The organism is Vibrio sp. TRT 2004, assembly GCF_050113735.1.
Lineage (GTDB): Bacteria > Pseudomonadota > Gammaproteobacteria > Enterobacterales > Vibrionaceae > Vibrio.
On the sequence record NZ_JBNJOH010000150.1, the window covers coordinates 1 to 653 of the forward strand.

Here is a 653-nt window from a genome sequence, read left to right on the forward strand (position 1 = left end):
ATTACTGGGATAGGCACAGGCAATAGCACCGATATTGCCAAAGCAGATGAAGATAACAAGGGATTGGCGTTTGGTTTCGGTAAATATGGCATTATCAATAAAGTCCGCACAGGAATTAAAGAGGTGTGCAGCCAATTGGGTTTGATTCTCATAGCCATTGAACGTGAAGAGAAGATTAAAATCGACGGTTTAAACAAGCTAGAATTTGACGTGTTTGGCTTTAGTCGCGGCGCGGCGGCGGCCCGGCACTGTATTAATAGTATATTACTAGGTAAAAATGGGGAATTTGCTCCAGCCTTTATTGATTCCATGAATAAGCAACAAGATAAACATACCCTAATCACGGATTTTGATTGGGAGAGTAACCAGCACTGTGAAGTAATGTTTGCTGGGCTGTTTGATACCGTCGCTGCTTACGGATTGGCACACAATGATAATGATGAACCGGTGCGATTATGGTTAGATCCTGCCAGAGTACGCAAAGCCGTCCACCTTGTGGCCAACAAACACAGCGAATACCGCTATAACTTTAGCCTTAACAGACTCAATTTTGCCCCTCATTTTGATGAAATCGTCTTGCCTGGCGCACATTCCGATATTGGTGGCGGCTATCACTCACGTGTCGCCTTCTCCAACGCAGACTATCTATTACC

General features: G+C 44.6%; 1 protein-coding gene. It reads left to right on the forward strand.

The annotated features are described in order from the left end of the window. Positions 1–653, forward strand: a 653-nt coding sequence (locus ACQEXR_RS20335; RefSeq protein WP_427021058.1) for a phospholipase effector Tle1 domain-containing protein, incomplete at both ends; no start/stop codon positions are given.